Source organism: Janthinobacterium sp. JC611, assembly GCF_018682595.1.
GTDB lineage: Bacteria > Pseudomonadota > Gammaproteobacteria > Burkholderiales > Burkholderiaceae_D > Janthinobacterium.
This window is the reverse complement of sequence record NZ_JAFLJN010000044.1, coordinates 199,543-224,856: the sequence shown is the minus strand read 5'-3', so window position 1 is coordinate 224,856 and position 25,314 is coordinate 199,543. Positions and strand designations below refer to the sequence as shown.

At 66.1% G+C, this 25,314-nt stretch carries 9 protein-coding genes and 1 pseudogene; 7 read left to right on the top strand and 3 right to left on the bottom strand.

Going from position 1 to position 25,314, the window contains the following annotated elements; genetic code table 11:
• Positions 1–61 precede the first annotated feature (61 nt).
• The 5 genes and pseudogenes from J0O65_RS24790 to J0O65_RS24775 all read left to right on the top strand — a co-directional run bounded on the left by J0O65_RS24790 (position 62) and on the right by J0O65_RS24775 (position 16,126).
• The gene (locus J0O65_RS24790; RefSeq protein WP_215409823.1) at positions 62–2,845 is read left to right on the top strand and encodes a DUF11 domain-containing protein; all 2,784 of its coding nucleotides are present in this window, start codon (positions 62–64) and stop codon (positions 2,843–2,845) included.
• A 120-nt stretch (positions 2,846–2,965) separates the two neighbouring features.
• Positions 2,966–6,733 (top strand): annotated as a pseudogene (locus tag J0O65_RS28410) (hypothetical protein); the annotation flags it as partial.
• 480 nt (positions 6,734–7,213) lie between these two features.
• Complete coding sequence (locus J0O65_RS28405; protein ID WP_502793593.1) at positions 7,214–11,668, top strand: hypothetical protein; 4,455 nt, start codon at positions 7,214–7,216, stop codon at positions 11,666–11,668.
• Positions 11,658–15,023: a hypothetical protein gene (locus J0O65_RS24780; protein ID WP_215409821.1), complete on the top strand. Its 3,366-nt coding sequence runs from the start codon at positions 11,658–11,660 to the stop codon at positions 15,021–15,023. Before J0O65_RS28405 ends, J0O65_RS24780 begins: the two co-directional genes overlap by 11 nt.
• Positions 15,024–15,052: 29 nt before the next feature.
• Complete coding sequence (locus tag J0O65_RS24775) at positions 15,053–16,126, top strand: OmpA family protein (protein ID WP_215409820.1); 1,074 nt, start codon at positions 15,053–15,055, stop codon at positions 16,124–16,126.
• 459 nt (positions 16,127–16,585) lie between these two features.
• Here J0O65_RS24775 and J0O65_RS24770 read toward each other — a convergent pair whose 3' ends face one another.
• On the bottom strand, positions 16,586–19,285 hold the full coding sequence (locus tag J0O65_RS24770; RefSeq protein ID WP_215409819.1) for a M1 family metallopeptidase: 2,700 nt from the start codon (positions 19,283–19,285) through the stop codon (positions 16,586–16,588).
• A gap of 264 nt (positions 19,286–19,549) precedes the next feature.
• Between J0O65_RS24770 and J0O65_RS24765 the strand changes: the two genes are divergently transcribed.
• A complete protein-coding gene (locus J0O65_RS24765) occupies positions 19,550–20,173 on the top strand; it encodes a glutathione S-transferase family protein (RefSeq protein ID WP_215409818.1) in 624 nt (207 codons plus the stop codon).
• A 14-nt stretch (positions 20,174–20,187) separates the two neighbouring features.
• Here J0O65_RS24765 and J0O65_RS24760 read toward each other — a convergent pair whose 3' ends face one another.
• A complete protein-coding gene (locus tag J0O65_RS24760) occupies positions 20,188–22,290 on the bottom strand; it encodes a prolyl oligopeptidase family serine peptidase (protein WP_251373972.1) in 2,103 nt (700 codons plus the stop codon).
• A 391-nt stretch (positions 22,291–22,681) separates the two neighbouring features.
• Between J0O65_RS24760 and J0O65_RS24755 the strand changes: the two genes are divergently transcribed.
• Positions 22,682–23,260, top strand: coding sequence for an RDD family protein (locus J0O65_RS24755; RefSeq protein ID WP_215409816.1), 579 nt, complete (start codon positions 22,682–22,684; stop codon positions 23,258–23,260).
• Positions 23,261–23,291: 31 nt separating this feature from the next.
• On the opposite strand, the gene J0O65_RS24750 is transcribed toward J0O65_RS24755, so the two are convergent.
• Positions 23,292–25,001 (bottom strand): CehA/McbA family metallohydrolase domain-containing protein, encoded by a 1,710-nt coding sequence (locus tag J0O65_RS24750; RefSeq protein ID WP_215409815.1) that lies wholly within the window; start codon positions 24,999–25,001, stop codon positions 23,292–23,294.
• Between the last annotated feature and the right edge of the window lie 313 nt (positions 25,002–25,314).

Genomic DNA, 25,314 nt, shown 5'->3' with positions numbered 1-25,314 from the left:
AAATAAATGTCATTTTTATATGTGTCTGCATTTTGCAGCGGTACATTTCATAGCGAACAACATGATCAAAACACACCAGGAAACGGCAGGCCGTTCCGGCCGCCAGGCAGCTTTTTTGTCCGCCGGACGCTACATGGGGATGCTGGCCGCGATTGTTGGCCGCGCTCGCTTAGCCCAACTTTCCAAGTGTCATGTTGCGCCGCTGGCGCTCGCTTTCCTGATGCTGGGCGCCGCCGCGCCCGCCGCTGCGCAGGTCTTGTGGGAGGATTACCGCGGCATCGAGCGGGTGCCGGCCAATCCACCCGCGCCCAACTACAACAATGGCTTCAATGCGGGCAGCACGGCCCGGCTCGCCAATTTGGCGGCGCTGGCCGCCAATCCCGCCGCCAACGCGGCGCGCACGGGCGCCTCGGCGCAGATGGACTGGGCCAATGGCACGGCCGCCAATCCCGGGCAGTTATGCAATTTTGATACGCAGCAATCGTCGGCTGCCTGCCGGGCCTGGATCATGGGGCGCGTGATGTACACGCTGGTGGTATTTCCACAGGCGGGCAATTACAAATTCAGCGTCTCGCACGATGACGACGTGAAGGTGGATTTCTCGACCCAATATTCGACCAATTACCGCAATACCGTCTACAACGTGGCCGTGGGGAGCGTGGCCGAATATTCGAACAATGAAGCGGATTTCCAGAATTTGGCCGGCAATTTCAATAGCGCCACGCCCGGCGGCTGTTATCTGGCCCGCGTCCTGTGGAATAACGTGGGCGGCATCAATTATTTGCACATGCGTTGGACGCGCCCTGACAATGTGACGGAAATTATTCCCGCTACGCAATTGCGCGATCCCGGCCTGGCCAGTTCCTATGCCGATTGCACCAATAGCAAGACCGACCTGGCCGTCAGCAAGGCGGGGCCGGCGCAGTTCTCCGTGGGCAAGCCCTTGAGCTACACCATGAAGGTGTGGAACCGGGGTCCGGCCCTCAGCACGGGCGCCACCTTCAGCGACGTGCTGCCTGCCAGCCTGGGCAACGTCAGCTGGACGTGTGCCGCCAGCGGCAGCGCTTCCTGCGGCACGAAAACCTCGGGTTCGGGCAGCAACAGCGTCAGCATTACCATGGGCAACCTGCCCGTGAATGCGGCCGCCAGCGCGCCCACCACCGGTTCCTACCTGACGGTGACGATCACGGCCACGCCGGGCGACGCCGCCAGCATCGTGAATACGGCCAATGTGACCGTCTCGCCCAACGAAACGGATAGCGATCTCAGCAACAACAGCAGCAGCACCACGGCCACGGTCAGGACGAATACCCTGACGGTGGTCAAGGCGCTGGCGCCGGTCGGCGACAGTGGGCTGTTCATCATGAATGCCAACGGCACGGCAGGTGTGCAGGGCGGTAACGGCGCCACGGCCAGCGCCGTCGTGCGCGTGGGCAACCTCGTGACGTTCGCGGAAACCGCGGGCACGGCTACCGCCCTGGCGCAGTACCAGAGCAGCTACAGTTGCGTGCGCACGGATACGGCGGCCGTCATCGCCAGCGGCACGGCCACCTCGGGCAATGTCACGATGCCCGAGGCGCCCGTCGCCTGCACCATCAGCAACCGTCGCCTGCAGGCGGACATGCAAGCCGTCACCACCGTGCCGCCGGGGCCCTACAATGCGGGCAGCGCCATCACCGTCACGGGCGTGTGCACGAATAACGGCCCCGACGACGCGGCCGCGCCCACCTGCGTCATGAGCGGCTTGCCGGCCGGCTCCACCGCCACCTGCAGCGCGCCCGTGTCGCCGTTCATTCCCGGTTCGCGCATCAATTGCAGCGCCACGTTCAACTTGCCCGCCAGCGGCAGCTTGACGATCACCACGACGGCCGGCGCCAGCACGCTGGACCCCATCCCCGCGAACAATGTCGACAGCGATACGCTGGGCATCGTCAGCCCGCTCGTGCGCGTGCAAAAAAGCGTCGACAAGACTGCCGCCACGGTGGGCGACAGCGTGCGGTGGACCTTGACGGCGAACAATGCCGGCACGGGCGCCACCACAGCGGCCCTGACCCTCGCCGATACCTTGCCGGCCAATCTGGCGGGCATCGTCGTCACGCCAGCGGCGCCCGCCACTTGCGCGCCGCTGGCCGGCAATACGCTCACCTGCATGGTGCCGGCCGGCCTGGCGCCGGGCGCCAGCGCCCAGATCAGCATCACCGGCGTGCCGACGGCGGCCGGCAATTTCGTCAACAGCGTGGCGCCGTCCGGCGGCAATGGCGCCAGCTGCGCCACGCCGGCGGTTTGCCAGACCACCACCGTCGTCAGCAAGCCGCTGGTCGACGTGACCACGACCTTGAACGGTTTTCCCGGCACCTCGAACGCGGGCGACGCCATCAGCGGCGTCGTGACCTACGCCAACCTGGGGCCTGGCGCGGCGGAAGGCGTGACGTACAGCCTGCAACTGGCCACGGGCCTGGCGGGCGTGTCCGTCACCGGCGTGAGCGGCACGTATGACGCGGGTACCGGCCGCATCACGTTCACTGGCTTGCCCGTGACCCTGGCGCCGGGCGAAACCTTCAATTTCAATCTGTCGTACACCCAGCCTGGCAGCAATATTTCCTCCGTGACCAGCGTCATTGCCACCAGCTCGACGGAAGTGGCGAACGACTTGCCGAACAGGGCCATGGTGACGGTGCCGGGACCGAACGTGCGCGAGAGTATCGTCTGGACGATCACGGCCAGCAATACGGGCAATATCGCCAACCAGGGCGTCGTGACCCTGGCAGACCTGCTGCCAGCGAACCTGGTGGTGAGCAACGTGGTGGCGGCGCCGGGCGTGACGTGTCCGCCGCTGGCTGCCTGAGTGGCGTCGAGCACGCAGACGTGTACGGTCGCCCCTGGCCAGCTGGCCGCCCTGAACGGCAGCCGCACGGTGATCATCACGGCGCACGCCACGGCCGCAGGCAGCCTGTCGAACCGCATCATGCCGGGCGGTCCGGACAACCCGGCGTGCAGCTCGGCCAGCGCCTGCCAGACGACGAGCACCATCACCGGCCCGAAAGTGGCGGTGAAAAAGACCGTCGACCAGGCCACGATCAATATCGGCGCCACCCTGAACTGGAGCGTGACGGCGAGCAACAGCGGCGATGGCGTGAGTACCGCGCCCATCACGCTGACCGATACCTTGCCGGCCAACCTGCTGAACCTGAACGTGGCGCTGGTCGGCAGCGCCACCTGCGCCGCGCCGGTGGGCAATATCCTCACCTGCACGGTGCCGGCCGGCCTGGCCGCGAACGGCGGCGTGGCCGGCTTCATCGTCACGGCCCAGCCTGCCGCCGCGGGCACCTATGCCAATAGCGTCGTGCCAGCCGGTGCCGATAATCCGGCCTGCGCCACCGCCGCTGACTGCGCCACCACCAGCACCGTGACCAGCCCCAGCGTGGCCGTGACGAAAAGCGTCGACAAGACCACCGTCAACCTGGGCGACACCATCACCTGGACCCTGAAAGCCATCAACAGCGGCAGCGGCCCCACGAACGGCCCGATCACCCTGACCGACACCTTGCCGGCGAACGTGGGCGCGCTGCAGATATTGCCCGTCGCGCCCGCCAGTTGCGGCGTGCCGGCCGGCGCCACGCTGACGTGCACCGTGCCGCCAGGCCTGGCCAGCGGCATGCAGGCGAGCGTGACCATCAAGGCCGTGGCGAATGCGGCCGGCACGGTGGCCAACAGCCTCGTGCCGGGCGGCGTCGACAATCCTGCCTGCGCCACGCCGGGTGATTGCCAGACCAGCACCACCGTCACCAGACCGAACGTGGCGGTAAAAAAAACCGTCGACAAGGCCAGCGTCAACGTGGGCGACACGCTCACGTGGACCTTGACGGTGAGTAATAGCGGCACGGGCGCCAGCACGGGCGTCGTCACGCTGGCCGACACCTTGCCGGCCGGCCTGTCGAACGTCGTCGTCAGCCCGCAGGCGCCCGCCACCTGCGCGCCCGTGGCGGGCCAGAACCTCGCATGCAGCGTGCCGGCCGGCCTGGCCCCGGGCGCCTCGGCGAAGGTCATCGTCAGCGCCACGGCGACCCTGGCCGGCGCCGCCGTCAACAGCGTGCTGCCGGGTGGCAGCGACAATCCCGCCTGCGTGCTGCCCGGCGATTGCGGCACCACCACCACGGTAGTCAAGCTGCTGGTCGATGTCACCACCACCCTGAACAATTTCCCGCCGAATACGCTTGCGGGCGACACGATTTCCGGCACCGTCACCTATGCCAACGTGGGACCGGGGCCGGCCGAGGGCGTCACGTACACCCTGCAGCTGACGCCGGGCCTGGCCAGCGTCACCTTGATGGGCGCAGCCGGCAGCTACAATCCGGCCACTGGCCTGGTGACGCTGTCCGGCTTGCCTGCGACCCTGGCGAATGGCCAGAGCACGAGCTTCAATGTCAGCTACACGCAGCCGGCCGACAATCTGTCGATGGTGACGTCGAGCATCGCCACCACCTCGGTGGAAGTGGCGAACGACTTGCCGAACACGGCTATGGCGACGGTGCCCGGTCCCATCATCCGCGTGACGAAACTGGCCGACAAGACGACGGCCAACGTGGGCGAGACGATTACCTGGACCATCACGGCCACGAACACGGGCAGCCTGGCCAACTTGGGGCTGGTGACCCTGACCGATATCCTGCCCGCCAACGTGGCGGTGCTGTCCGTCGCGCCGGGCGCCGGGGTCAGTTGTCCGCCGCTGGCCAGCTGGCTGGCCAACAGCGCGCAAGCGTGTACCGTCGCGGCAGGCCAGCTGGCCGCCGTGAATGGCAGCCGCAGCATTACCATCACGGCCAGTGGGACGGCCGGAGGCAGCCTGGGTAATAAAGTGTTGCCGAGCGGACCAGATAATCCCGCCTGTGCGCAGGCGGCCTCGTGCCAGACCAGCACGACCGTCCTCAGCCCGCAAGTGGCCGTGCATAAAAGCGTCGACAAGAGCAATATCAACGTGGGCGACGCGCTGACGTGGACGATAGCCGTGGCCAACACGGGCACGGGGGCGACGCGCGGCGCCATCACCCTGACGGACACCTTGCCGGCCAACCTGACCCTGTGGCAGGTGCTGCCCGCGTCGCCGGCCACCTGCGCCGTGCCGAACGGCAACCAGCTGGTGTGCACGATTCCCGCCGGCATGGCGGCGGGCGCCACGCTCAATATCGTCGTCAAGGGCGTGGCCAACGCAGCTGGCGCCTTCGTCAACACGGTGGTGCCGAGCGGCCCGGACAATCCCGCCTGTCCGCAGCCCGGCGATTGCAGCACCACCAGCACGGCCGTGAAACTGCTGGTCGACGTGACCACCACCCTGAACGGCTTTCCTGGCAGCACACATGCGGGCGACACGATCGCCGGCACCGTCAATTTCAGCAATATCGGCCCCGGGCCGGCCGAAGGCGTGACGTACAGCCTGCAGCTGGCGCCCGGCCTGGCCGGCGTCACCTTCAATGGCGTGGCGGGCAGCTACAATCCGGGCTCGGGACTGGTGACGTTCAGCGGCGTGCCCGCGACCCTGGCGCTGGGGCAGGGCTTCAGCTTCCAGCTCGGCTACATCCAGCCGGCGAGCAACCTGTCGACCGTGGTCAGCCGCATCGCCACGACATCGACGGAAGTGCCGAACGACCAGCCCAACATGGCCACCGTCACCATGCCCGGTTCCATCATTCGCGTCAGCAAGACGGCCAACAAGGCCGTGGCGAATGTCGGCGAGGAAATCATCTGGACGATTACGGCCAGCAACACGGGCAGCCTGGCCAACCAGGGCGCCGTGATCTTGACGGACTTGCTGCCAGCCAATATCGTCGTGACGCATGTGGCGCCCGACAGCGGCGTTAGCTGTCCGCCGCTGGCCAGCTGGGTCGCCAACAGCAACCAGAGCTGCAGCGTGGCCATCGGCCAACTGGCGGCCGGCAATGGCCAGCGCCAGATCGTGCTGACCGGCAAAGCCAGCGCGGGCGGCACCCTGGCGAATCAGGTCATGCCGAGCGGCCCGGACAATCCGGCCTGCTTCCAGGCCAGCAGTTGCCAGACAACGACGACCATCACCAGCCCGGCCCTGGCGCTGAAGAAGACGGTCGACAAGGCTGCGCTGAACATCGGCGACAGCCTGAGCTGGACCATCACCCTGGCCAATACGGGCACGGGCGCCAGCACGGCCATCGCCACGCTCACCGATACCTTGCCGGCCGGCCTGGCGAATATCGTCGTCACGCCCGTCGCGCCCGTCACCTGCGCGCCGCTGGCCGGCAATGTGCTCACGTGCAGCGTGCCGGCCGGGCTGGCCGCAGGCAGTGCCGCCACGGTGCAGGTGACGGCGCGCGCCGCCGCCGCAGGCACGTTGGCCAATAGCGTCAGCGCCAGCGGCACGGACAACCCTGCCTGCTTGCAGGCGGGCGATTGCGGCACCACCAGCACGGTCAGTTCACCGCTGTTGACTGCAAGTAAAACCGTCGACAGGACGGCGGCCAACGTGGGCGATACCCTGACGTGGACCTTGACCTTGCGCAATACCGGCACGGGACCGAGCACGGCCGTCGCCACCCTGGCCGATACCCTGCCTGCGGGCCTGGCGAACGTGCTGGTGACGCCCACGGCGCCCGTCACTTGCGCCGTGCCGGTGGGCAATGTCGTCAACTGCAGCGTGCCGGCCGGCCTCGCCGCCGGCGCCAGCGCCACCGTCAAACTGAGCGCCACGGCCACCGCGTCGGGCAGCCTGGTCAACGCGCTGCTGCCTGGCGGCGGCGATACTCCCGCTTGCGCCGTTCCCGGCGATTGCCAGACCACCACGGTGGTGTCGAAATTGCTGGTCGACGTGACCACCACCCTGAACGGCTTCCCCGCCAGCAGCAACGCGGGCGACGCCATCCGTGGCGTGGTGACGTTCGCCAACGTCGGGCCGGGCGTGGCGGAAACGATGAGCTACAGCCTGCAGCTGGAAGCGGGCCTGAGCGGCGTTTCCGTCAGCCCCGTCAGCGGCGCGCCCGGCATCAGCGGCGTCTACAACAGCGCCACGGGCATGTATGTGCTGAGCGGCTTGCCGGCCACCCTGATCGCCGGCCAGAGCGCCAGCTTCAACTTGTTCTACACGCAGCCTGCCAGCAACAGTTCGCGCATCAGCAGCGTGGTGGGCACCAGTTCGACGGAAATCGTCAACGACTTGCCGAATACGGCGACGACGAACTTGCCCGGCCCCGTGATCCGCGCCAGCAAGACGGTTGATAAGGTGAACGCGGCCGTGGGCGATATCCTGAGCTGGAGCATCACGGCGGTGAACACGGGGAATTTGCCGAATCAACATCCCGTCGTCGTCAGCGACGTGTTGCCCGCCAACATAGTCATTCTCAGCGTGACGCCCGATGCGGGCGTGAGCTGTCCGCCAGCGGCCAGCTGGACGGCTGGCAGCGTGCAGGCGTGCACGGTGGCGGCAGGCCAATTGGCCGCCGGCAATGGCAGCCGCAAGATCGTCGTCACGGGACGCGGCACCGCGGGCGGCACCCTGTCGAACCGCGTCGTGCCCTCCGGTGGCGACAATCCCGCCTGCGACACGGCCAGCGCCTGCCAGGCCACCAGCACTCTGGTGGCGCCGCAGGTAACGGTGCGCAAGAGTGTCGACAAGGGGACGGCCAGCGTGGGCGACTTGCTGACCTGGACCATTACCGCCAGCAATACCGGCACGGGTCCGACCAGGTCCGCCATCGCGCTGACCGACAATCTGCCAGCCGGCGTCAGCGGCGTGCAAGTGCTGTCGACGCAACTGGCTAGCTGCGCGCCCGTGGCCGGCAATATCGTCACCTGCAGCGTGACGGCCGGCCTGGCGCCTGGCGGACAGGCGCAAGTCGTGCTGCGCGCCACGGTCGCCGCCGCCGGCGTGCTGCAAAACACGGTGCTGCCTGCCGGCCCCGACAATCCCGTTTGCGTCCAGGCGGCCGATTGCAGCACCAGCACCACGGCCATCAAGCTGCTGGTCGACGTGACCACCACCTTGAACGGTTTTCCGGGCACCACCAATGCGGGCGACCAGATCAACGGCATCGTCACCTTCAGCAATGCGGGGCCCGGCACCGCCGAGAACGTGACGTACAGCCTGAAACTGGCGCAAGGCCTGATGGGCGTGACCTTGAGCGGCGCCGCCGGCAGCTATGACGCCGTCAGCGGCATGCTGACGGTGACGGGCCTGCCAACGGCATTGGCGGCCAACGAGGCGCACAGCTTCGGCCTGGCGTACATCCAGCCGGCCAGCAATGTCTCGACCATCGTCAGCATCATCGCCACCAGCTCCACGGAAGTGGCGAATGACTTGCCGAACACGGCAACGGTGACCATGCCGGGTCCCGTGATCCGCGTCAGCAAGACTACCGGCACGGTCAGTGCCAACGTTGGCGACAGCATCGTCTGGACCATCACGGCCGTCAACAGCGGCGGCGTGGCCAACGCGGGCATCGTGACCTTGGCCGATATCCTGCCGGCGAACCTGACGGTGCTGGCCGTCAGCGCCGACGCCGGCGTGACCTGTCCGCCGCTGGCCAGCTGGGTCGCCAACAGCGTGCAAAGCTGCCGCATTGCGGCAGGTCAATTGGCCGCCATGAATGGCGTGCGCAGCGTGCGCGTCACCGCCACCGGTACCCTGGAAGGCAATCTGTCGAACCGGGTCATGCCGAGCGGTCCGGACAATCCGGCCTGCGCGCAAGCGAGCAGCTGCGAAGCGGGGGTGCTGCTGACGGGGCCGAAAGTGGCTGTGAAGAAAATCGCCAACCGCGCCGCCGCCAACGTGGGCGACACCGTGGTGTGGACGATCAGCGCCACCAATTCCGGCAGCGGCCCCACGCGCGCCGCGATGACCCTGGTCGACACCCTGCCGGCCGGCTTGACGCATGTGGTGGTGACGCCGCTGCGCGCCACCTGCGCGCCCGTGGCCGGCAATGTGCTCACCTGCAGCGTGCCTGCCGGCCTGATCGGTAATGGCGGCGAAGCCAGCGTGGAAGTCTCTGCCACCGTCACCCAGCCAGGCAGCGCGCGCAACAGCGTCGTGCCATCCGGACCCGATGCGCCGCTGTGCCTGTCTCCCGCCGATTGCCAGACTACCACCAACGTCACCAGCCCCAGCGTGATGGTCAAGAAAGTGGCGGACAAGGCCAGCGCCAGCATCGGCGACACCGTCAGCTGGACCATCACCGCCACCAACGGCGGCAGCGGCGCCACCACGGCGCCCATCGTCCTGACCGATGAGTTGCTTGCCAGCCTGACGGACATCGCCGTCACGCCGGCGGCCCCCACCGTGTGCGCACCGCTGGCGGCCAATAAACTGGTGTGCACGGTGCCTGCCGGTCTGGCGCCCAATGCCGTGGCCGCCGTCACCGTCAGTGCGAAAGTGGCCGCCAGCGGCAGCCTGAGCAATACCATCGTGCCCACCGGCCCCGACCTGCCGCGCTGCGCGCAAGCGGCCGACTGCACGGCCGTCACGGAAGTGGCGAACCCGGCCATCGGCGCGGCGCTGGGCGTGGGCAAGGTGACGCAGCTGTCGGCCAGGGTCTTCAACGTGCCGTACACGGTGGTGATCAGGAACGTGGGCAAGGGTACGGCATCGAACGTGCAGGCGCTCGACAGCTTGCGCGCCGCCTTCCCCGAGCCGGTGGCGTGCCGCATCGTCGCGCCGCCTGCCGCGCCCGCCATCGGCGGCAGCAGGCAGCTGGCCGTCAATCCGGGATTTGCCGGCGGTTGCGGCGGCAGCGACCTGCGTTTGCTCAACGGCGATGCGTCCCTGGGCGAGGGCGAACTGAGCGTCATCACTTTCACTGTCGAAATCACGCTGCAAGACACGACCTTGCCGCAGTACAACAACAGCGTGTTTGCCAGCGTCCTGGGCGGCAACACCGCCAATGCAGGCGGCAGCATCAGCGTGCCGCCGGCCCCGGCGGCGGGCGCCATCGCCGCCAACCCCGGCTACACGCCACCGTCGGGCAGCCTGGTGTTTGACGCTTCCAACAATGGCGGCGGCTACGCGGGCGCCGTGGCGACGGCGGCGGAAGTGGCCGCGCTGGCGGAAAAGGTCGATCCCAACCGCAACGGCAATGCGTCGGAAACCGTGGGCGGCGTGCCGTTCACGGGCGAAGATACGCCCACGCCCGTGCTCTTGCTGCGGCAAGTGGTGGACGTCATCAAGGCTGTTTCGGCCCAGCAGCAAGTGGACGCCAGCAAGTTCGAGATCAGCTACACGGTGCAGGCGGCCAACCGCTATCCTGCCGGCTATCCGACCTCGACCATGGTGCAGGTGGCGGAAAACCTGAAGGCCGTCTTTCCGACGGCCACCAGCGTCACCTTCAAGCCGGGCAGCCTGGTCGTCACGCCACGGCCCGCCGGCGCCACGGCCTGCGTGGCCAATCCCGACTTCAACGGCGTCACGGTGTTTGGCTTGCTCAATGGCATGGGCGACTTGCAGCCGCAGGAAAGCTGCGGCATCGTCTTCACGGTGCTGGTCGACTTCGGCAGCGTGGCGGCGATTCCCACCGTGCCGCAACTGAACCAGGTGTATGCCAGCACCATGCTGGGCAAGGAAGGCGGCCGGAACATCGGCCACAGCTATACCGGCACGGATGGCGGCAGTACGCCGGTGGCGCCGGCCAGCGTGCTGGTCGTGGCCAGCTCGGCCGATACCTTGCTGCTGCCGGCCACGCCCGGCGCCACGCCGCCAAGCTTTACCCCCGTGGTGTTCAACACGAAGGACAAGCCGATGTTGTTGATCAGCAAGAGCGTCAACAAGGCGCAGGCCGAGATCGGCGACAGCCTGCAATACACGATCGAGGTGAAGAATACGGGCGTGGCGACGGCGTTCGGCGTCAGCGTGCTCGATAAACTGCCGGCCGGTTTCCGCTATATCGACGGCACCACCACGCGTAACAATGTGGTGCAGCCCGATCCGTCCGGCAAGCCGGGGCCGCAGCTGAGCTTCAAGCTGGAATCCCTGGCGCCGAACGCCAGCGCCAGCTTCCGCTACCGCCTGCGCGTGGGCGTCGGTTCGCTGCAGGGCGACGGCGTCAACCGCGCGCAGGCGACGACCACCAACGGCCCGCCCTCGAACGAGGCGCGCGCGAAGGTGAAAGTGACGGGCGGCGTGTTCACGACGGATGCCTGCCTCGCCGGCAAGGTGTTTGTCGATTGCAATAATAATCACGTGCAGGATGGCGAGGAACTGGGCATCCCAGGCGTGCGCCTGTACATGGAGGATGGCACGAACTTCACCACGGACGTGGAAGGCAAGTACAGCTATTGCGGCATCACGCCGAACAGCCATGTGATCAAGGTCGATGCGTCCACCTTGCCACGGGCCAGCCGCATGATGGAAGCGTCGAACCGCAACCTGGGCGATCCGCACAGCCTGTTCCTCGATACCAAGAACGGCGAACTGCTGCGCGCCGACTTCATCGAGGGCTCTTGCTCGAACCCCGTGCTGGAACAGGTCAAGGCGCGCCGTGCCCAGGGCGAAGTGCGCAGTGTGGAAAGGGAGGCGGGGCCGGGACTGCGCTTCAGCAGCCAGCCTGCCGGCGCGCCCGCGCAGGCGACGGACAGCGCCAACCAGCCTGTCGTGGCGCCCCGCACGCCAGCCCCTGGGCCAGCCAAGGCGCCAGCCGCGGGAGGCAGCCATGCGCAATAAGCATCCCTACATTCACGTGCCGCTGGCTGGCGCCGTCAAAGAGAAACAGGCCATGAAGACACATCCCTCTCCCCGGCGCATGGCCCTCGTGCTGGCGCTGCTGACCTTTCCCGTGGCCGGCCAGGCGCAACTGCCCTTGCCGGACGGCGCCGCCGGTCCCGGCGTGGCCGCGCCATCGTTCTTTGCCGGCAAGGTCGGTGGCGCCGACTACGCCATCAACCGGGGCGTGGCGCGCATCGCCGTCGAGACGGACCGCAACGACGTGCCGGCCGATGGCCAGAGCGCGGTCAAGGTGACGGTGAGCCTGTTTGACGAACAGGGCAAGCCCTTGATGGGCACGGCGTTGTTGACCATCGAGGCCAGCGGCGGGCGCATCCTGCTGCCCGGCGCGCGGACCGATGAGCTGGGGCCGGAGCGGCGCGACGTCGACAAGGTCACGCCCGGCACGCAGCTGACGGTGGAAAATGGCGTGGCGACGTTCAGCCTGCTGGCCCCGGCCACGCCGCAGGACGTGCTGCTGCGCGTGTCGGCCGGCAGTGTGGCGGCGCAGGGCAGCATCAGCTTCCTGCCGGAACTGCGCGACATGCTGGCCGTGGGCTTGATCGACGGCATCATCAGCAAGCGCAGCCTGTCGAGCGGCGACATAGCGCCATCGCGCTTCAACGACGGTTTCGAGCGCGACATCGTGCGCTGGAGCCGCGCCTTCAACAATGGCAAGGCCAACGTGGCGGGCCGGGCGGCGATGTTCTTAAAGGGCACCATCCGCGGCGACGCCTTGCTGACGGCCGCCTACGATTCGGACAAGGATACGCGCGCACGTCTGTTGCGCGATGTCAATCCGGAAGAGTTTTATCCCGTCTACGGCGACAGTTCCGTGCGCAATTTCGACGCCCGCTCCAGCGACCGTTTATATGTGCGCATCGACCGGCAAAAAAGCTATGTGCTGTACGGCGACTTTGCCACCGGCGACGGCTTCAGCCAGATGACGGGCGGTGGCGCCGTGGCCAGCTTGCAGCAGAGAAAACTTGGCCAGTACAACCGCACGGCCACGGGCGGGCGCGGCCATTACGAACGGGATGGCATCGTCGCCAACGCCTTCGCCATCCACGATAGCCTGAAGCAGGTAGTCGAGGAATACCGGGCGAACGGCACGTCGGGACCGTTCGCCGTGCGCAACAACAACGCCATCGAAAACTCGGAAAAGATCGAGATCGTGGTGCGCGACAAGAACCAGAACGGCAACATCGTGCAGGCCACGCAGCTGCGCCGCTTCGAGGATTACAGTTTCGAGCCGTTCAGCGGGCGCATCCTGTTCAAGCAGGCGATCCCCGCGCTGACGCCGAATGGCGATCCGCAATCGATCCGCATCAGCTACGAGGTGGACCAGGGCGGCGAGAAATTCTGGACCGTGGGCGTGGATGGGCAAGTGCAGCTGGGCAAGATGGTCTCCATCGGCGGCTCGGCCGTGGAAGACAGGAATCCCTTGTCGCCGTACAAATTGCATAGCGTTAATGCGGGCTTGCGCCTGGGCGAGCACAGCCTGCTGGTGGTCGAGGTGGCGCGTACCACGTCCACCAGCTACAGCGCGGGCGGCAACATCTATACGACGCCGTCGGGCCAGGCGGGCGAGCTGCGCGACGAAGTGAGCGGCAACGCGGCCCGGATCGAGCTGCAGCACAAGGATGAGAATCTCGACGCGAAAGCCTATTGGAGCCGCTCGGACCAGGATTTCAACAACACGGCGGCCGGCATCACGGGCGGGCGGGGCGAGGCGGGCGTGAAGGCCGGCTACAAGCTCAGTCCCGCCATCACCGTGTATGGCGAGGCCATCCGCAGCGACGAGCGCAGCACGGACGCGCGCCGCGATGCGCAGCGCCTGGGCGTGGCGTGGAACGCCAGCGAGCGCTGGCTGCTCGACGTGTCTATCCAGCACATGAAGGAGAGCGGCGGCATGCCGTCGACGGCCGGCATCGCGCCGAATACGTCGCCGCTGGGCACGGGCTTGAATCCCACGGGCGGCTTCTTCGGCAACGGCACGGCGAACACGGCCATCGACCCCGTGACGGGCGGCGGCATCACCACGTTTGCGCCCATCAATCCGGGCGTGGGCGCGGGCGCGACGGCGCCGCTGGACGCCACCACCGTGCGCCTGGGCGCGCAATACAAGGCCACGGAGCGCTGGACCCTGAATGGCGACGTGGAAAAAAGCATTGCCGACGCGGACCAGCACCGCTACGGCCTGGGCGCGCAATACCAGCTGGCCGAACGCAGCCGGCTGTACGCGCGCTATGAAAACCAGACGGGGCTGGCGTCCGCGTATTCGCTCAATCCGGCCGACCGCAGCACCAGTTTCGTCGCCGGCGCCGATACGGGCTACATGCCGGGCGGCACCGTGTTTGGCGAGTACCGCATGCGCGACGCCATGGATTACAGCCTCAGCAATCAGCGCGACTTGCAGTTGGCGTCCGGCCTGCGCAACACGTGGAACCTGGGCGAGGGGCTGGCGGCGAACACGAATGTGGAATATCTGAAAGTCATGAACGGCCAGCAACAGCAAGCCGTGGCCGTGGCGGCAGGCTTCGACTATGCGGTCAATCCGCTGTGGCGCGGTTCCGTCAAGCTCGAGTACCGGCGTCTGTTCGACAGCGAGATCGCGCCAGGCGACCAGCGCCAGGACCAGTGGCTCAATACCATCGCCTGGGCACGCAAGCTGAGCCGCGACTGGACTCTGCTTGCACGCAACTACCTGCTATACACGCGCAACAACGACGACGCCAGCGGCGCGCCGGTCGGCAACGTGCTGCAGGATCGTGCCCAGCTGGGTTTTGCCTGGCGTCCCGTGGACGACAACCGGTTCAACGGCCTGGCCCGCTACGAGTACAAGACGGTGCGCGACCAGTCGCAGATCGATGGCGACAATTACCGCGCGCATATCGTCTCCACGCACCTCGATTACCACCCCAGCCGTCCGTGGTGGTTCACGGGCAGGGTCGCCGCCAAGCACAATCACGACAAGAACTTGCCCGTTGGGCAAGAGAAGTACACGGCGTGGCTGTTTTCCGGGCGCACCGTGTACGACATCAGCAAGCACTGGGACATCGGCGTGCTGGCGGCCGTGATGGGCAGCCCGCAAGGGGGCAGCCGCCAGTGGGCCAACGGCGTCGAAGTGGGCTATCTGCTGGCGCAAAACCTGTGGCTGTCGGCAGGCCACAACTGGTCGGGCTTTTCCGACCGCGACCTGACGGGCGCCGACTACACGGCCCGCGGCCCCTACCTGCGCCTGCGCTTCAAGTTCGATGAAAACCTGTTCAAAGGCAAAGACGCCACCATCAACCGTACCCTGGCCCGGCCATGAAAACCACCATGACTCCGAAAATGACTCCAATGTCGACACCCACCCTGACCCCGATGATGAAACTGCTGCCGCTCGCCAGCCTGCTGGCCATGGGCCTGGCCCAAGGGGCCGCGCCGACCCTGCCAACGGCGCCGCTGGCCATGCCCCAGCTGCGCATCAGCGACCAGGCCGTCTCTGCCGACCAGCAGGCCTACCGCCTGCTGCAGGAGCGCATCAAGAAGCTCAACGACGGCGGCGTGCGCGTGGGCGACTATTACCTGTCCAAGGCGCAGTGCTGGCTCGACGTGTCTTTCCATGAATACACGCGCAACGACCGCTCGGCCTTTCCCCTGCAGGCACTGCAGGAATCGGCCAAGATCGTCGCCGCGCTGGAAGACGGCAGCATGCCCAATCCTGGCGACGCGACGCCGCTGGTGAACGACGCCACGCGCCTGCGCGACGACCTGTGGGCCAGCTTCGGCAAGTTGCGCGACGCGCCGGGCTTCGCCTGCGCGGCGCACAAGGTGGCGTGCGGCGAAGTGGAACTGGTGCATGCGGGCAATGAATACAAGCAGCAGGGCTGGCGCCACGCGAACCCGTACGTGCAGCTGGCCGAGGATGCGCAGGCAGCCGCCCAGTCCGCCGCGGCAACTTGCCCGGCCGACCAGCCGAAGCGGGAACCGCAACCGGAAATGCCGCCGCCGCGCATCGAGCATGAACGCATCACGCTGGACATGGATGCCCTGTTCCGCTTCGACAAGGCGGGCGCGGCCGACGTGCTGCCGCAGGGCGTCGAGAAAATCCGCGCACTGGCGGCACGCCTGAAGCAGGGCTATGTGCAGATCGAGTCGCTGTCCGTGACGGGCCACACGGACCGCCTGGGTACGGATAGCTATAACCAGGCCCTGTCCGAGCGGCGCGCGCTGACGGTGAAACAGTTGCTGCGCGAGCAAGGCATCGCCAATGTCATCAGCGCGTATGGCAAGGGCAAGGCCGAACCCGTCGCGGCCTGCGACAAGGTGGCGCCGCGCGCGGCCCTGATCGCCTGCTTGCAGCCGAACCGCCGCGTGGAGATTGAATTGACGGGTGTCAAGCGTTCAGTGCGGGAGGGGGGCGCACCTTAGCGCTACGTCATAAGGCGGTCATATGGCGCTGTTAAGATGCTTTTGTTGGCACACAGCATGCGGTGCGCAAATCACTACGTTCCGGGAGCGATAGGATGCAGGCATGACTCAACAGCTTAGCCGGTGAGCTCAACCATCGGCACCAGACACGTGAAACTTGTTTTATTGCAATGATTGCAGGGTGGGGCAGGGGAAATGCAGGGATCTGTCGGGGATTTAATGAAGTCCTAAGCCTGTCTCAGGGAAGCACTGGCATAGTGGGTACATGGCGCACGGAAACCCCGGGCGCAAGGTTGCCGGACACCTCAATGACCGGCACGATTTCCACTTTTTCATGTGTTTTCCGCTTTATCCCTGCGCTCTGAAACAGCGTTTCAACCGGCTACCGCACTTTGCGAAGCCGGTTTTTTTTGCCCGCGTTTTCCTCCGCTCCCGGCGCCGCGGCGCCGGGAAACCGAATTAACCCGCCTGTTTCGCCAGCCACGCATCGACGGCCGGCAGGCGCTCGCTACGCACCTTGATGCGGTACTTGATGCCCGCCACGGAACTGTCGGCGTCGCCGCGCGCGCTGGCCGGCAGGTTCGCTTGCGCATACGCTTCCAGCTTGGCGATCATCTCCGGCTGCGCCGAGCCTGCCGCCAGGCGCGGGAAGTAGCGGCTGCGCGAACTGGCGTCGATGCGCGCATTGACTTGCTCCAGGTGCGCCAGCGCGAAGTCGAAGGCCAGTTCCGGATGCGTGCGCGACACGCGCGAGATCATCGCCGGGCTGTTGGTTACGCCCGGTTCATCCGTCAGCGCCAGCGCCAGCGCCCGCTGCGCCAGGGCCGCATCGTCGGTCGAGGCCAGCAAGTCGTACAGCTGGTTCTTGACCAGCGGCGTTTTTTCCTGCCGCGCCTTGGCGTGCAATTGTTCCCAGGTGGCGGCATCCGCATGCTGCGCCACGACGCCCAGGATGGTGCGGCGCAGCGGCGCGGGCATGGCGGCCTGCTCACCGGCCTGCTCGCTGGCCGCGTAGCGGCGGCGCGCCTCCAGCAGCACGCCGGGCTCGCCCATGTCGCCGAGGATGGCGATCAGCTGGCCGCGCAGGGTCGCCACGCTGGATGCTTCTCCCGCGCGCGCTTCCCAGCCCGTCTGCGCCATCATGGGCGCCAGGCGCGCCATGGCGAAGCGGCCGAACGCCTGCTGGCGCTCGGCATCGCCGGCATACTGTTCGTACAGGCCGCCCAGCGCGCCGGCCACCCGGCCCAGCACTTGCGGGTCGGCCGACAGCGGCGTCGCTTTCACCAGTTCCAGGAAGGCGGCCGGGTCTTGCAAGCCCGCCATGCCCAGCGACTGGCTGTCCGCCAGCAAGCCCAGCTGGTCGATCGGCGCCAGGCGCGCGAAGCTGCCCGCCAGCGCGCGCGTGTTGGCGGGCGCGTACAGGGTGCGGTAGTAGCCGCTCTGGCCCGCGTTGACCAGCAGGGCGCCGCAGCCGGGCACGTTCAGGGTGGCCTTGCCATTCTTGAGCACCACCTTGGCCAGCTTGCCGTTGCCGACCGTCGAAGCGATCACCGGCACTTTCCACGACAGCGGTTTTTTATTCGGCTGGTCCTTGGAAAATTCCGTCTGCGTCAGGGTCACGCGCGTATGGCCCTTCCTGCACACGGCGTCACCCACGGTGATCATCGGCACGCCCGGCTGCAAGGTGAAATCATGGGCGATGGCGCTGACAGGCTTGCCGGCGGCCGCGTCGACTTCGCGCCACAGGTCGTCCGATACCGTATTGCCGTAGGCGTGCTTGCGCATGTAGCTGCGCACGGCCGTGCGCCACGTGTCGGCGCCCACGTACGCTTCGAGCATGCGGATCACCGCTTCGCCTTTTTGATAGGTGATGCCGTCGAAGGCCTGGCTGGCCTGTTCCACGGTGGCGATGCGCTGCACCACCGGATGCGTGGTGCGCAGCGCGTCCTGGCTCATCGCCGATTCGCGCCCGCCGACGTTGGACAGGGCCGTGTTCCATTCCGGGTGCAAACGCTCCGTGGTGCGGCTTTCCATCCATGACGCAAAGCCCTCGTTGAGCCACAGGTCGTCCCACCAGCGCATGGTGACCAGGTCGCCGAACCACTGGTGCGCCATTTCATGCGACAGGGTGGTGTAGATGTTTTCCTTGTCGGTCTGCGTCGAGATGGTCGGGTCGAGCAGCAGGCCGTATTCGAAGGTGAAGACGGCGCCCCAGTTTTCCATGGCGCCGAAGAACTGGCTGCGGCCCGGCGCGGCGATGTTGTCGAGCTTGGGCAGCGGGTAGCGCACGCCGAAATAATCGTTGTATTCGCGCAGCAGGGCGGCTGACTCGTCGAGCGCGAAGCGGCTTTGCGCCAGCGCGCCGCGCTTGGTGATGACGCCGATCTCCGTGCCATCGGCCATCTTTGTCGCCCGCTCGAAGTCGCCCAGGCCGAAGAACAGCAGATACGTCGACATGCGCGGCGTGGTGGCGAAGTACACGTGCTTCATGCCATAGCCCATCTCCTCGCTGCGGGCGATCGGCATGTTGCCGACGGCCATCTGCTTGCTCGGCACGACCACGTCCAGCGCAAAGGTGGCCTTGTAGTCCGGTTCATCCCACGATGGCAGCATGCTGCGCGCATCGGAATTTTCGAACTGCGTGTACAGCGCGCGCTGGCGCCCTTGCGGCGTGTCGTAGTCGAGCGAGAACAGGCCCGTGGCCTGTGTGCCGATCTTGCCGCTGTAATCGATGCGCAGCAGGTACTCGCCCTTGGCCAGTGGCTCGGCAAAGTGCACGGTGGCCGTCTGCTTGTCCGCATCGAAGTCGATCTTGCGCGTCACCTGCTTGCTGCCGCCCGCGCCTTCGATGGCGGCGGCGGCAAACGCCAGGTTCAGGGCATTGAAGGTGATGCTGGCCGTCGGCGTGTCGACGGCCACCTTGATGGCGGCTTCGCCCTTGAAGGTCGATGCGGTGGCGTCCGGCTTGATCGACACAATATAGTGCAGAGGCGTGACGCCGCGCGGCAGCTGCGTGGTGGTGCTGGGTGCATGGCTGGCCGAGACGTACCTGGCGGCGGGAGCGGCGTTGCCCGCATGGGCTGCGGTGATGGAAGCCAGTGCCAGGACGGCGGCGGCCAGTTGGCTGCGCCGGAAGCGCGGAGTCGGTATGCGATGCATGGTATGCCCTTGGTTCATGGATAAAACGCCCGCCAGCCGGGTAGGCTGCGGGCGTTGATGGCGGTTGGGGACATCGCTGGAGCTGGCGGCCAGCGTTCCCGTACAGCAATCTAAGGCGAAACGGGGGCAAAGTCAACGCGCCAGGGGCGCCGCACCACGACGGCGCGCTGGTATGATGAGGACCTGACTGTCCTGCCACAGGCCGGTCCCGCGGCCGATTGGCCACCCTATAAACGAGACGAGACCGAGACGAGACCTACGCACATGAAACTGACTATCAGCCCCCGCACGCCCAATCCGCGCCGCGTCACCATGTTCATCGCCGAGAAGGGCATCACCGGCATCGAGGAAGTGGCGCTCGACCTGATGGCGGGCCAGCACCGCGATCCCGCCTTCCTGGCCAAGAATCCGCTGGGCCGCGTGCCCGTGCTGGAATTGGACGACGGGCGCGTGCTGACCGAGACGCGCGCCATCTGCACTTACCTGGAAGGCTTGCAGCCGCAGCCTAACCTGATGGGCGACGGTTTCGAGGAGCGCGCCTTCATCGAAATGGCCGACCGCCGCGTGGAACTGCATCTGTTCAGCGCCGCCGCCAACTGGGTGCGCCACGGCCATCCGGCCCTGGTGGCGCTGGAAAACCCGCAGTTTCCCGACTTCGCCACGGCGCAGGCGGGCAAGCTGCGCGAGACGGCGCAGTGGCTGGACCAGGTGCTGGCCAGCCAGCCCTACATCGCCGGCGAACGGTTTACGATCGCCGACATCACGGCCTTCTGCGCGCTGGAATTCGCGCGCGGCCTGATGAAGTACCGCCCCGGCGCGGAAGGTTTGCAGCACCTGCAGGCCTACCGCGACCGCATCGCCGAACGCCCCAGCGCACAGGCGAAGTAGGGACTGCCGCCACCTTACTTCAGCTGCTCCAGCAGGAAGGTGTAGGTCAGCGCCCACATCAGCGCCTGCTGGTCGTTGTTGGCGGCGCCCGCGTGGCCGCCTTCCGTATTTTCCCAGTACAGCACGTCGTGGCCTTGCTCTTCCATCTTCGCCACCATCTTGCGCGCATGGCCGGGGTGGACCCGGTCGTCGCGCGTCGAGGTGGTAAACAGCACGCGCGGATATTTCTTGTCCTTGAAGACGTTCTGGTACGGCGAGTATTTGCTGATGTAAGCCCATTGTTCCGGCACGTCCGGGTCGCCGTATTCTCCCATCCACGAGGCGCCCGCCAGCATCTTGTTATAGCGGCGCATGTCGAGCAGCGGCACCTGGCTGACGACGGCGTTGAACAGGTCGGGGCGCTGCACCAGCACGGCGCCCGTCAGCAGGCCGCCATTGCTGCCGCCCATGATGCCCAGGTGGCGCGGACTGGTGACCTTGCGCTGGATCAGGTCCTGCGCCACGGAGATGAAATCGTCATACGCGCGCTGGCGGTTTTCCTTCAATGCCGCCTGGTGCCAGCGGGGGCCGAATTCGCCGCCGCCGCGGATATTCGCCAGCACGTACACGCCGCCCTTTTCCAGCCACGCCACGCCCGTGGTGCCGTTGTAGCTAGGTTTCAGCGACACTTCAAAGCCGCCGTAGCCATACAGCACGGTGGGGTTGCTGCCGTCGAACTTCGTCTTCTTGCCCATGATGGCGAAATACGGCACCCTGGTGCCATCCTTCGACGTCGCTTCGAACTGCTCCACCTTGTACGGCGTCGCGTCGTAGTAGGCGGGCAGCGACTTGATTTTTGTCCGCTTGTCGCTTTGCGCCGTGGCCAGGTACAGGGTGGTGGGGTTGAGGAAGTCGGTCACGGTCAGGAAGTACTGGTCCGAGTCGACGGGATCGAGCGCGCTGACGGCCAGGGTGCCCAGTTTGGGCGCATCGACGGCGCGGCGCTGCCACTTGCCGTTCACGTGGCGCAGTTCCGTCAGGCGGTTCTTGACCTTGTCCAGGGTCGTCACGAGGATGGCCGATTTCGTCGCCGTGACGTTGTCCAGCGACGACGTGGCCGTGGGCGCGTACAGCACTTCCAGCTCCTGCTTGCCCTGCATGAAGGCCTTGAAATCCGTGGCCAGCAATGAGCCTTGCAGGTAGGTCTTGCCGTTCACTTTCCAGTCCGAGCGCAGGGTGATGATCAGCTGGTCGCGCACGGTAAACACGGTGGCGTCGTCCGGTTTCGGCACCTTCTTCAACTCGGCGCCGTCGCGCAGGAAGGTTTCGCCGCTGTAGAAATCGATCTGCCGCTCGACAAACTGATGCTCGTGGCCGGGCGTGAAATCCTTGTAGGCGCCGGCGCTCAGGTCGTCGGGCTTGGCCTCATACAGCGTTTGCGCCTGCGCCAGCGGCGTGCCGCGCCGCCACTCTTTGATGATGCGCGGGTAGCCGGAACTGGTCATCGAGCCGGGGCCGAAATCGGTGGAAACGAACAGGGTGTCCTGGTCGATCCAGCTGGCGCTGCCCTTCGCTTCGGGCAGGGTAAAGCCGCCGTCGACGAAGGCGCGCTTGGCCACGTCGTATTCGCGCACCACCTTGGCGTCGCCGCCGCCGCGGGACAGGGAAATGAGACAGCGTTCGCCCTTCGGATACAGGCAGGAGGCGCCGCCCCAGACCCAGTTTTCATGTTCGCCGGCGGCCAGCTGGTCGAGGTCGATCACGGTTTCCCAGGCGGGTTCCGCCAGCTGGTACTGCGCCAGGGTGGTGCGGCGCCAGATGCCGCGCACGTGCTGGGCGTCGCGCCAGAAGTTGTAGTAATACTCGCCTTCCTTGCTGACGTAGGGGATGCGCTCCTTCGAATTGAGGATGGTTTTCAGGCGCGCCTGCAGCGCGGAGAAGCCGGGCTGGGCTTCCAGTTCCCTGGTGGTGACGGCATTGTGCTGCTTGACCCAGGCCAGCGGCTTGTCGCCGAGGACTTCTTCCAGCCACAGGTGGGGATCGGTAGGGGCGGCGGGCGCCGGTGCTTGTGCATGGGCGATGCCCGCTGCGGCCAGGCCGAGCAGCATGCTGCCGGCGAGAATGCGATATGACGACATATAGGGTTCCTGGTTGGTCCGATGGAGGCCGCGTTGCAGGCAAAACGGCGCAGTCATGGTGCCATGGATTGCTTTGGGGAACCAGTGCGGAGTCGATATTAGTATGGCTTTGGCATGTATTTCCTATAATATTCGCCGCTGGATCACCAGGCCGTATTTTCTGCGGTCCGGTAACGGGCTGGCCTCTGGCGCCGGCATGGGCTCTCCGCGTGTATGGCAGGGCAGCGTTGAAGAACCTGTTCGACTCCCGGACACATTTTTGATGTGACTAAGCTGTGCCAAGTGGTGTTGCCTGCTGTTAGGACTACTCGCACTGTGCCGCTGCGGGCGCCTTGGTCTTGATTTTTTTCGCGTACTCGCTACGCATAATGGTCTGGAAAGAACATAGAACATGGAGCAACTTAAAGAATATTATGAACGACAAGATACCGAAGAACTGCTCGCTATTGCGCGCAAAGATCTGACCGAGGAGGCGCGCCTCGTTCTGCAGGAGGTGCTCACTGGGCGCAACGTGGCGCCCGAGGCGACGACCGCGGTTCGCGCGGATGTACTGTATCCGCAAGCACGGCACGCAAAGGATGCCGGCCGGCTGGCAACACGCTGGACCCGCTTCCTGGCATTTTTCGTGGATGTATGGGGGGCGATAATCATGCTCACCATCTTGTTGTCTCCACTGCGGTGGATATCTGAGGAAATACATGTCAATGTTGTGCTCGCCGTATGGTTGGTCTACTTTTTATTGAGGGATGGCATACCGGAATTGCACCTGGGGAAGCGCTTGTTTTCGATTCGTACGGTGCACGCGCGCTCATCGCGTTCCTGTACCTGGCTGCGCTCAATATGGCGCAACGTCATGCATCTGTTTTTTTGGGTGGATGCCTTGTTTATCTTGTCTTCCAATAAAATGCGTCTCGGCGACATGCTTGCTGGCACGACTGTGATCAAGGCAGAGCCAGAGCATCGGCGGTGACACGCCCTCACAGGCGTCGCTGCAGACAAATTCATTGCAGCTGATTGACCCACACGGGCGCCGACCAGACGATATTGCCATCGTCCTGCGTCAGGCGCACATAGTAGAAATGGGGGCCGGGCGCGGGCGTGAGAGTGAGCCCGGCCTGATCCGATACCTGCGTGACGGAGCCATTGGCGCCCGGCACGCCGTGGAAAATGGCGACGTCCGCCGCTTGCCGCCCGTCGCTGTTGCTGAAATGGGTGGCCAGCTGCAAGGGGCCGTGGTTATCGAAACGCTCGCCCATCAACTTGCCGTTGGCGGTAAACAGCAGCTGCGCATGCTTGTCCATGGTGGCAAACACGCGGCGCGCGCGCAGCGCTTCGAGGAAGCTGTCGCGGGAAACGGGCATGCCGGCGGCCGGGCTGGCCACCAGCACGGCCGTGCGGTTGCCATAGGCCGCGCCCCAGTTGGCGCAATGGTTGTCCTGGTTGCTGCTGAAGGCCACGTGGTAGCCGGCCGCCAGCGCCCGGTTGCAAGCCGCCTCGTAATTGCTGCGCCGCGTCTCCGTCTCCTGGTCGTTCGTGGAAAAGGCGGACGTGTTCATGACTTCGCACAGCACCATGGCCGCGTCGCCGTCCGGCGTGTAGCCGAGCGGCTGGCCGTTGACGAGAAACTGGCCCGCATAGGCCGGGTGGTTGAACTGGCCAAGCCAGCCCCGTTCGCGCATCAGCGTGTACAAGCCCGCATAGTCGCCCTTCGGCGTATCGACCTCGGCCAGCAACTCGCCCCGGGCATTTCTTTCCCAGCCCAGCAACTGCTCGCTATTGAAGATATTCAAATGGCCGCCCTTGTTGATGACGCCCCATTCCATGCCGTACAGGGCCAAAAAGCCCGGATGGGCGGCCGTGTACGCGGCCGCTTCAGCCAGGCCCGTCTGGTACAGGGCGATCGCTTCGGCAGGGATGGCCGCGCCATTCGTGCCGTCGGAACCGTCATACATATGGTTGTGCTCGGACGTCAGCAGGGCGTCGAGCCCATGTTGCTGCGCGTATAGATAGGCGTCGATGGGGCCGTAGGGCGCCGTTTGCGGGTCTTGCGCGCCATGGCAGGCATCGAGCGGCGCGCCGCCGTCGCTGTGGCGCGTCTGGCTGTGCAGGTTGGCGTAGACGATGCGGTAATCGGGCTGGCCATCGAGGCTGGGCAGTTGTTGCAGGCCGGTCTGGAAGGCGGGCACCCTGGGCGCCGTGCTGGCGCCCCGCTGCACCTGGATGTGCCATTGCTGTTCCACCTGCGCTTCCTGTGGCGTGCCGGCATCGGCCACGGCCAGCAGGCGCAACTGATACAAGCCGTCCGGCGCCAGCACGCGCCGTTCGCGCGCATCGGCGTCGGCGCGGCCATCCCAAGGCAAAGTCACGCTCTGGCCACCGGGGCCCACCTGTTGCGTGCCCGACCAGCGCCGCAGCACGGCCCCTTGCGGGCCGGGGCCGGACAGTGTCAAGGTCCAGTGCACGGCATGCGCACGGCCCTCGTCGGGATAGGCGAGGCGGACCAGAAAGGTACGCGCCTGCGTTGTCCGTGCACCAAGCGCGGCGTGAAAGGGCGCGACGACGGTGGCGTCGAGCTCGCTATGCTCCTTCGGCTCCTTCGGCTCTTGCGCGGCGGCAGTGTTGCTCCACGTAATGAGCAACACACCCGCGCACACGCAAGCGAGCCATGGTCGCCGCAGTGGCCGCAATCGGCGGCGCAGTGTCTTGACCATCGTGGCCTCCCGCGACTGCTGCAGATGGTGGTTTAGACAAGAGTTGCCACGTGATGGTTCCCGCATGCACCAGCAAGTGGCGTGCTTGCACCGTGATTGGCCATGATCTGGCGCAAAGCCAGTGCGCATGACGCCGCGCGCCCCTGGGAAAGCTGGCACGGCGCTTGCTACACAAGAGATACGGATCAACGGCGATCCCCTGAATAAACGCACAACGGTCCAACGACGGACCACATGGACAACGGCGTCCGCCCAGGCTGATTTTTTCATCGGCGGGGGCGGGCGCCGTTTTGTTTGATCAACGGGATATTTC

What these genes read in the sequence shown, in the direction of transcription:
- J0O65_RS24775 (WP_215409820.1), top strand. Translation starts at nt 15,053, where the DNA reads ATGTCGACACCCACCCTGACCCCGATGATGAAACTGCTGCCGCTCGCC.
- J0O65_RS24790 (WP_215409823.1), top strand. Translation starts at nt 62, where the DNA reads ATGATCAAAACACACCAGGAAACGGCAGGCCGTTCCGGCCGCCAGGCA.
- J0O65_RS24755 (WP_215409816.1), top strand. Translation starts at nt 22,682, where the DNA reads ATGGAGCAACTTAAAGAATATTATGAACGACAAGATACCGAAGAACTG.
- J0O65_RS24750 (WP_215409815.1), bottom strand. Translation starts at nt 25,001, where the DNA reads ATGGTCAAGACACTGCGCCGCCGATTGCGGCCACTGCGGCGACCATGG.
- J0O65_RS24760 (WP_251373972.1), bottom strand. Translation starts at nt 22,290, where the DNA reads ATGTCGTCATATCGCATTCTCGCCGGCAGCATGCTGCTCGGCCTGGCC.
- J0O65_RS24780 (WP_215409821.1), top strand. Translation starts at nt 11,658, where the DNA reads ATGCGCAATAAGCATCCCTACATTCACGTGCCGCTGGCTGGCGCCGTC.
- J0O65_RS24765 (WP_215409818.1), top strand. Translation starts at nt 19,550, where the DNA reads ATGAAACTGACTATCAGCCCCCGCACGCCCAATCCGCGCCGCGTCACC.
- J0O65_RS24770 (WP_215409819.1), bottom strand. Translation starts at nt 19,285, where the DNA reads ATGCATCGCATACCGACTCCGCGCTTCCGGCGCAGCCAACTGGCCGCC.